Genomic DNA, 8810 nt, shown 5'->3' with positions numbered 1-8810 from the left:
TAATGCAAGCATGGTATTTAGGAAGTGAAGCAGGACATGCATTAGCAGATGTAATCAGTGGAGATGTAAGTCCTTCAGGGAAACTTCCATTTTCATTCCCTGTAGAATTAAAAGACAATGCAGCACATCATTTCGGTGAAATTTCTTATCCAGGGAATGGAACATATCAAGAATATAAAGAAGATATTTTAGTTGGCTATCGTTGGCACGATACTAAAGAAATTAAACCATTATTTGCTTTCGGTGAAGGAATGTCATACACTAATTTCGAATTAAAAAACATTAAAACCGATAAAAAAAAATACAAAAAGAACGAAAATATAAAAGTATCAGGAACCTTATTAAATACAGGAAATTTTAATGGTGCTGAGGTTGTGCAAATTTATATAGGGAAGAAAAAATCAAAGGTAAAAAGGGCTTTGAAAGAATTGAAGGGTTTTCAAAAAGTTTTTGTGGAAAAAGGCGGTACTAAATCAGTTGAAATTATAATTAAGTGTTCGGATTTATCATATTATGATGAAACTATTTCCAATTGGAATCTTGAAAAAGGGAATTATATAATTTATATAGGAAATGCATCTAATAGTATTTCAAAAGAAATTCAAATATCAGTAAAATAATAACCAAAGTAATTTTTAATGAGTAATACATCAAACAAAAGAATAAATATCTATTTCATCACTATCGTAATTACCCTGGGAGGTTTGCTATTTGGATATGATACCGGTGTAATTAATGGAACACAATTTTATTTTTCAAAATATTTCGAGTTAACAGGTGCCTTAAAAGGATTTATTGTAAGTAGTGCTCTTTTAGGAGCATTAGCAGGGACTGCATTTTCTGGAATATTAAGTAAGTCGATTGGAAGAAAAAACTCTTTAATTATTGCAGCAGTTTTGTTTGCAATATCTGCTTGGGGTTCAGGTTTACCAAGTTTTTTACCAGAATCAATTTCATTAATGGTGTTTTTTAGGATTTTGGGAGGAATAGCAATAGGTATGGCTTCTATGAATGCTCCAATGTATATCGCTGAAATAGCTCCAGCAGCAAAAAGAGGGAACTTAGTAACATTTTATCAGTTAGCAATTGTAATTGGCTTTTTTGTAGTGTTTTTAGTAACGTATTTTATTGGAAATGGAATGACTGAAAGCGAAAATATTTCTACGGGATGGAGATATATGTTTTGGTCAGAGTTAATTCCTGCAGGATTATTTTTATCACTATTATTTTTGGTTCCTAAGAGTCCACGTTGGTTAATGATGAAAGGAAATGAAAAAGAGGCTTATACAGTGTTAACAAAAATACACGGAGAAGAGTTGGCTGATAAAGAGTTTGTTGAAATACGGAAATCAATTCAAAAAAAAGGTAATAGTGAAAAAGAATCTATATTTTCAAAATCATTACTACCAATTATAATAATTGGGACAATTTTATCAGTATTACAGCAATTTACAGGGATAAATGCAGTATTGTATTATGGAGCTGATATTTTTGAGCAGGCTTTAGGATTTGGAAAAAAAGATATATTACTACAACAAATTTTATTAGCTACAGTAAACTTAATATTTACGTTTATAGCTATGTTTACTGTTGATAAATTGGGTAGAAAACCATTACTTATAATTGGTGGGTTTGGAATGTTAATTGGATTTCTAATGATGGGTTTCACACTATATCTTAGTGACTATTCACAATTAAATTCAGCAGGATTACCAACTATTTCTTCTTCTGAAGGTATCATAAGTTTAATAGGCATATTAATATTTATTGGATCCTTTGCAATGTCAATGGGGCCAGTAGTTTGGGTTATTTTATCTGAAATATTTCCAAATAGGGTACGAAGTATTGCTATGTCAATTGCGGTTGCTGGTCAATGGTTAGCAAACTATTTTGTATCACAGTCTTTTCCAATGATAGTAGAAAGTGATGTGAATAAATTACAAATGGAAGGTGGTGTTTGGAACAATGCATTGCCTTATTTTCTTTTTTCTGGGTTTATAGTTCTTATTATTCTTTTTGTTTGGAAATTTATACCAGAGACTAAGGGAAAGACTTTAGAGGAGATGGAAACATTGTTTGAGAAGTAAAGAAGTAATTACAAGTATTTTTTTATTGCTTCAATCTTGAGTAAATTGAAAAGAATTTTTAAACAAATTCAACATAAGTAAGAGATAATTTAAAAAAAATAGAATTTATATGATGAGAAATATGCTGCTTCTTTTTTCAATAGCCATGATGATTTTTGGCTGTGAAGAGTATAACGTTACTAACAATGAAATTGAATTTGACAATCATACATTTACGGTTTTAACTTCTGGGTTGATTGCTGTTAGAGCAAGTGCTATTAAAAAAGGAAATTACAAATATAATTTTGACCATGTAGTTTTTGATGTTAAACAAAGTAGTGACATACTTACTATTTCAACAGCTAAGTATCAACTTTTCTATCAAAAAGGAGAAGGTAGGATGAAGGATAAAATATCTATTGAATTTAAAAAACGCGATTCACTAATAGTAGCTGACATTCATCAGATAGATGCCGCAAATTTGGGTGGTTTAATTAGGTCTGTTGATAAGTTTGATGGTAAAATTGAATATGAAGAGTACGATATTAATTCACCTTCAAAACTGGTTGCTATTCCAAAAGGATTATTGAGCAAGCAGGGATGGACGGTATTAAAAGTGATTGATAATGAGTTAATTCATAATGATGTTGAAGGGGATTCGGAAGAATTATTCATATTTTGTTATGGGGATAATTATAAGAAAGCCTTAAATGATTTTACCCAGTTAAATGGGAACATTCCATTATTGCCAAAATGGGCTTTAGGGAATTGGTTCAGTAGGTATCAACCACTATCAGCGCAAGGTTATAAAGATATTGTATCTAGATTCAGGAAAGAACAAATTCCTATTGATGTGATTGTTCCAGATATGAACTGGCATATAGATGGCTGGTTTGGTACACGCTATGACTCCGTTAAATTTCCTGATATGAACAATTTTTTAGATTGGACAAATCAAAATGGGCTACATGTTGGTTTTAATCATCATCCCGGAGCCGTTATAAGAGATGATATAAAAGCGAAGGAATTTTTGGAAAGAGCGAATATGGATTATGATTCTTTATTGGTAGCTACAGAAAAACAATACCAAGAATCAAAATGGGAATTCATTAAAAACGCCTTGTTTTATGGTGAGGGAAATTCAAATGATGTTGAACCCTTCTTCGACGTTTTTCTAAAACCAATGATGGATGAAGGTTTAGATTTTCATTGGGTTGATGGTAGTCCTTCGATTAAAAATTTAAAAGAGTACTATCGCTTAACTGAACAGCATTCAAATAAAAGAGCGATTGTATTGACAAGACAGGTTGCAGGTAGTTTTGACAATCATAAATATCCTATTGGGTTTTCTGGCGATAGCTATATTTCGTGGGAAAGTTTAAAGTTTAATGTTGAATTGACAGTGAAAGGTTCAAATTTGGGGGTTTATTGGTCTCATGATATTGGTGGACATATGGAAGGTCATAAAATAGCTGCGAATAGCGAATTATTTGCTAGGTGGATTCAATCTGGTGTTATGTCTCCTTTTAATCGATTGCATGCTACAGGAGGTGTTGATTGGGACAGGAGATTAGTGCATAATAGAAAACCTTGGGATTGGGGAGAAAAAGTACTTTCTTCGGCAAGAAAAGCAATGCAGCTGAAGTATAAATTAATGCCTTATACGTATTCACTTAATAGAAAGGCTTTTGACGAAGGATTGATTATGTGTTATGGCATGTATTTTGATTATCCAAAGAGTCCAGAATCTTTTGAATATAGCAATGAGCAATACATGTACGGCTCTTCAATGCTTTTTGCTCCAATTACAGATGCAGCTAGTGATGGTAAAGGAATGGAGGGAATAGCCTTAAAAAAGGTATGGATTCCTAAAGGATTATGGTATGATTACTTTTCAGGAGAGAAAATTCAAGGACCTATTGAGATTTTAGTTTCAAAATCGATTGACGAATTTCCATTATTTGTAAAAGAAGGAGCAATTATTCCTATGGTTGAGTATATGGATTATACAGATCAAAAACCATTAAATAAACTTATTATAGAATGTTATCAACCTACAAAAACCTCTAATAATTCTTTTAAATTGTATGAAGATGATGGTAAAACTTTGGACTATAAAAACGAAAAATTCAGATGGACAACTATTGATTATAACTTTAACCAAGAAGGAGGATCTACCATTGTAATACATCCAGTTGTTGGTGATTTTGATGGCGCTGTAACGGAAAGAAATTACCAAGTTATAGTTAAAGGTATAACAACTAAAATTAATAAAATTTCTATTAATAGTTCGGAGTTGAATATAGAGAAATGGAACTTGAAAAATAATATTTTAACTATTAATACTGATAATTATAATTCTTATCAAAATATAGAAATTCTCATTGAGTAATGATAAAGAGTAATTAGATGATTTATAAATTAAAATATATTAACTTAAATTTTTGAGAAATGATTATTATTGAATCTTTTGCAGTAGCAGTAGTATTACTTTTTGTAACTATGTTGTGTTGGGGCTCTTGGGCAAATACCCAAAAATTAGCAACAAAGACTTGGCCTTTTCAACTTTTTTATTGGGATTATGTCATTGGAATTGTTCTAAGCTCTTTAATTTTAGGTTTTACATTGGGTAGCTTTGGAGAAGAAGGAAGATCTTTTACTGAAGATTTATTACAAGCAAAACAAAGCGTTTTATTAGCGGCTTTTATTGGAGGAGTAGTTTTCAACTTAGCAAATATTTTATTGGTTGCAGCCATTGATATTGCAGGAATGGCAGTAGCATTTCCAATAGGTATTGGATTAGCACTAGTAATTGGTGTAGTCGTAAATTATTTAAAATATCCGCTAGGCGATCCTTACATGTTGTTTATTGGAGTTCTTTTGGTTACAGTTGCCATAATTTTAGATGCTAAAGTTTATAGAAGTATTTCAAAAGTAGCTTCAAAAGTTTCAACTAAAGGGATTGTATTATCATTAGCTGCTGGAGTTTTAATGGGGTTCTTTTATCGTTTTGTTGCCGATTCTATGTCACCAAATTTTTCAACGCCTGAGGTAGGTAAATTAACACCTTACGGAGCATTCTTTGTTTTTTCTATTGGAATTTTGGTTTCTAATTTTTTATGGAATTCAATTGTAATGGCAAAACCATTCTCAGGAAAGCCAGTTGCATATAAGGAGTATTTTTCAAAAGGAAATTTAAAATTGCATAGCATAGGTTGGTTAGGAGGAATAATTTGGGCAATAGGAATGTCTCTAAGTTTAATAGCATCAGAACAAGCTGGATTTGCAATATCTTATGGTTTAGGTCAAGGAGCGACAATGGTTGCGGCTATTTGGGGTGTTTTTGTATGGAAAGAATTTGCAGAAGCATCTTCAAAAACTAAGAAGTATATAAACCTAATGTTCGCTTTTTTTATTGTTGGATTGGTGTTAATTATTTATGCTAGAATAAAATAAATTATGAAAGAAATAATAGCAGTAGTTGGAAGTTCAAATACCGATTTGGTTTTTCAAACCCCTAAATTCCCTCAACCTGGTGAAACGGTTTTAGGCGGAAAGTTTGCCACTTTTGCTGGTGGAAAAGGAGCCAATCAAGCTGTCGCAGCTGCAAGATTAGGGGGAGACGTTTATTTTATTGCTCGAGTTGGAGATGATGGTTTTGGTAATGAAGCAATTAAGGGCTTTTTAAAAGACACTATTAATACCGAATTTGTTTTTAAGGATAAAGATTTTCCAACTGGAGTAGCATCTATTGTGATCAATGAAAAAGGTCAAAATTCTATTGTTGTTGCCCCAGGTGCAAACAATCACCTTACACCTAAAAATATTGATACCGCATTATCTGCAATTGAAAAATCTTCTATAGTTTTAGTTCAGTTAGAAATCTCACTAGAAACTGTAAAATATGTTATAAATAAATCATTTTCTTTAAAGAAGAGAGTTATTTTAAATCCTGCACCAGCACAGCAAATTGAAGAATCGTTGTATTCAAAAATATTTTTAATTACCCCAAACGAGACAGAAACTGAATTGCTCACAGGAATTAAGGTTGTCGATGAATTTTCTGCTTCAATAGCTGCTACAATTTTATTGAATAAAGGAGTTGAAAATGTTATTATTACTTTAGGTGAAAAAGGTTCATTTTTTAAAAATAAAGAGGAAGAGTTCATGGTTGCTCCAAAAAAAGTAGCGGTGGTAGATACAACTGCAGCAGGAGATATTTTTAACGGAGCAATTGCAGTTGCTTTGTCTGAAGGTGAAAATTGGAAAGAAGCTATTTTATTTGCGAATTCAGCTTCTGCAATTGGAGTAAGTAGGCTAGGAGCTCAAGCTTCTATTCCATATAAAAGTGAATTGGAATAATAAAATGAAAATAAGGGTTTGGGGAAAATTTGAACTCGTAAATAATTAAACTAGTAATATGAAATTATCTAAAAAGTATAAAATGTTTGTGTTTTTAAGTGTTGTCTTTTTAAGTTTTTTTTCTTGCAAAGAGGTGAAAAAAGAGACCCAATCAGTAATTAACAATCAATTGGTAGATAAAAATTTAGTTTACAAAAACTATATTCCAAAAACTACCGATAAAATTATTTCACGTTCATTGTATTTGGATAAGTTATATGGGTTTTGGTTAGGACAGTGTATAGCAAACTGGACTGGTTTGGTTACTGAAATGGATAAAATTGGGAACATTGGTGAAATTAAAACGGGAGCCTTTTATACCAGAAATGATTGGGGGAAACCTGATCAACCTAGTATTTGGGGAGAAGGCGTTCCAAGTAATTTATCTAAAAATATTGATTTTGTATTTGTAGATCAAGATAGTATTTGGGGTAGTGATGATGATACAGATGTTGAGTTTATGTACCAGCATTTATTGTATACAAATAAAACAAGTGTTTTAACTGGGACGGAAATTAGAGCCGGTTGGTTGAAACATATGAAGCAAGAAGAAGAAAACTTTTTATGGGTATCTAATCAAAAGGCGTTGGATTTAATGATAGAGGGCTATGCTCCTCCAGATACGAGTGACCCAAAATATACAACAGATTCTATTTATAACAATTACTACGAAATGATTGATGCGCAGTTAACAACAGAAATATTTGGTTTTTTTGCACCAGCTAGACCTGATGTGGCTTTGAAGATGGCAAAATTACCAATACAAACAACAGCTAGATTTAACGCAGAATGGATTTCAGAATTTTATGTAGTTATGTATTCATTAGCTTCTTATGTTGATGAGGAGTTACCTATAAAGGACAAAACTATTTGGATGGCAAATCAGGCGCGTAAAAGATTACCAAATGATTCCTATGCAGCAAAAATGTTTGATTTTGTTAAAGAGAAGTATGCCTTAAATATTCCTTGGGAACAAACAAGAGATGCACTTTACCAGAAATATCAGGTAGAGCAAGCAGATGGTTACGATATAACTTCAAAAAAGAGCTATTGTAACGGTTGTTTTGCCGCAGGAATAAATTTTGGCTCTAGTATCATTAGCTTGTTATACGGAGAAGGTAATCTTAAAGAGACGATTAAAATTGGATCTTTGTCTGGTTGGGATTCTGATAATCCTACTGCTACCTGGGGAGGACTTTTAGGATTTATGATAGGTAAAGAAGGAATCGAAACAGCATTTGGAAGAAAATTTTCAGAAAAATTTAATATTCATAGAACTAGGATTAATTTTCCTAAGAATGGAATATATAACTTTAATGAAATGGCTCAAAAAGGAGTTTATATAATTGACCGAGTTGTACAAGAGGAAATGGATGGAGGTGTAGATTTGCAAAAAAATGTGTGGTATATACCTACATTGAGGGATACTATCGAACACAATTAGAAATCTGAAAAAATAGAAATCAAATAAACGAGCATACAACAAAAAATAACTGTATTGAAACGACATCTTATTAATGTTGTTAGAAGTAATGAACAAAAAATGAGAGAATACAAATACATTTTAACCTTGGTGGTACTATTAAGTTCTTCGATAATACAAGGACAAACCTCAATCATGACATTTAACATAAGATATGATAGCTCTCATGATGAAGAAAATCAGTGGGGATTAAGAAAAAAGGAAGTAGTAGATTTGATTAAGCACTATCAACCTGACTTTTTAGGTATTCAAGAAGCTATGCCTAACCAATCAAAATTTCTTGAAGAAAATTTGAATTTTTACAATTATATTGGACATGGACGGGATGGTAAGAATACGGAAAGTGAAGGAATCCCATTATTCTATAATATTTCTAAATTTGAATTATTAAGCAAGGAAATTTTTTGGTTATCAGAAACACCAGAAAAAGTATCAAAGGGTTGGGATGCTGATTTTTACAGAATTGTTGTATATGGTGTTTTTAGAAATAAAATTACTAAAGAAACTGTGCATATATTAAATTGTCATTTTGACCATAGAGGTAAAGTTGCCCGGGTTCAATCAGCGAAATTACTATTGGAAACTATTAGAAAGAAACAACTTACAGATAAAAGTGTTATAATTTTAGGAGATTTTAATAGCTCACCTTCAGATGCTCCCATTGAGATTCTCAAAGAAGAATTTGAAGATAGTTATGACTCATTGAATTATCCAGTATATGGTCCAGTTGGGACATTTAATGGATTTGATACAAAAAGTACACTTGAACAAAGAATAGATTATATTTTTACTAAAAACTTTGAAGTTAAAAGTTACCGAAACATTGATGACAGACGGAAAAATAACCTATGGTTTTCTGA

The 8810-nt window shown here is 31.7% G+C and carries 7 protein-coding genes; all 7 read left to right on the top strand.

What is annotated here, in order from left to right; translation table 11 throughout:
• The coding region (locus Q0352_RS06150; RefSeq protein WP_299525217.1) for a fibronectin type III-like domain-contianing protein at nt 1–620 on the top strand (620 nt) is incomplete at its 5' end.
• An 18-nt stretch (nt 621–638) separates the two neighbouring features.
• Nucleotides 639–2087 carry a sugar porter family MFS transporter gene (locus Q0352_RS06145; protein ID WP_299525214.1) on the top strand — a complete coding sequence of 483 codons (1449 nt, stop codon included), beginning with the start codon at nt 639–641 and terminating at the stop codon, nt 2085–2087.
• Nucleotides 2088–2196: 109 nt separating this feature from the next.
• Entirely contained in the window at nt 2197–4458 is a 2262-nt protein-coding gene (locus Q0352_RS06140) for a TIM-barrel domain-containing protein (protein ID WP_299525211.1), read from the top strand.
• Nucleotides 4459–4517: 59 nt separating this feature from the next.
• Entirely contained in the window at nt 4518–5522 is a 1005-nt protein-coding gene (locus Q0352_RS06135) for a GRP family sugar transporter (protein ID WP_299525208.1), read from the top strand.
• 3 nt (nt 5523–5525) lie between these two features.
• Nucleotides 5526–6428, top strand: a complete 903-nt coding sequence (gene rbsK, locus Q0352_RS06130; RefSeq protein ID WP_299525205.1) for a ribokinase — start codon at nt 5526–5528, stop codon at nt 6426–6428.
• A gap of 58 nt (nt 6429–6486) precedes the next feature.
• Nucleotides 6487–7911, top strand: a complete 1425-nt coding sequence (locus Q0352_RS06125) for an ADP-ribosylglycohydrolase family protein (RefSeq protein ID WP_299525202.1) — start codon at nt 6487–6489, stop codon at nt 7909–7911.
• Between the two features lie 174 nt (nt 7912–8085).
• Nucleotides 8086–8810 (top strand): endonuclease/exonuclease/phosphatase family protein (locus Q0352_RS06120; protein WP_299525199.1); only part of this gene is annotated, 725 nt, incomplete at its 3' end.

This window comes from uncultured Lutibacter sp. (genome assembly GCF_937891065.1).
In the GTDB taxonomy this organism is placed as follows: domain Bacteria; phylum Bacteroidota; class Bacteroidia; order Flavobacteriales; family Flavobacteriaceae; genus Lutibacter.
Note: the sequence above shows the minus strand (reverse complement) of the source record. Positions and strands in the feature narration are given on the sequence as shown.

Bases quoted from the DNA above. Each gene is read 5' to 3' on its own strand.
- Q0352_RS06140 (WP_299525211.1), top strand. From the start codon at position 2,197: ATGATGAGAAATATGCTGCTTCTTTTTTCAATAGCCATGATGATTTTT.
- Q0352_RS06145 (WP_299525214.1), top strand. From the start codon at position 639: ATGAGTAATACATCAAACAAAAGAATAAATATCTATTTCATCACTATC.
- Q0352_RS06125 (WP_299525202.1), top strand. From the start codon at position 6,487: ATGAAATTATCTAAAAAGTATAAAATGTTTGTGTTTTTAAGTGTTGTC.
- Q0352_RS06135 (WP_299525208.1), top strand. From the start codon at position 4,518: ATGATTATTATTGAATCTTTTGCAGTAGCAGTAGTATTACTTTTTGTA.
- rbsK (WP_299525205.1), top strand. From the start codon at position 5,526: ATGAAAGAAATAATAGCAGTAGTTGGAAGTTCAAATACCGATTTGGTT.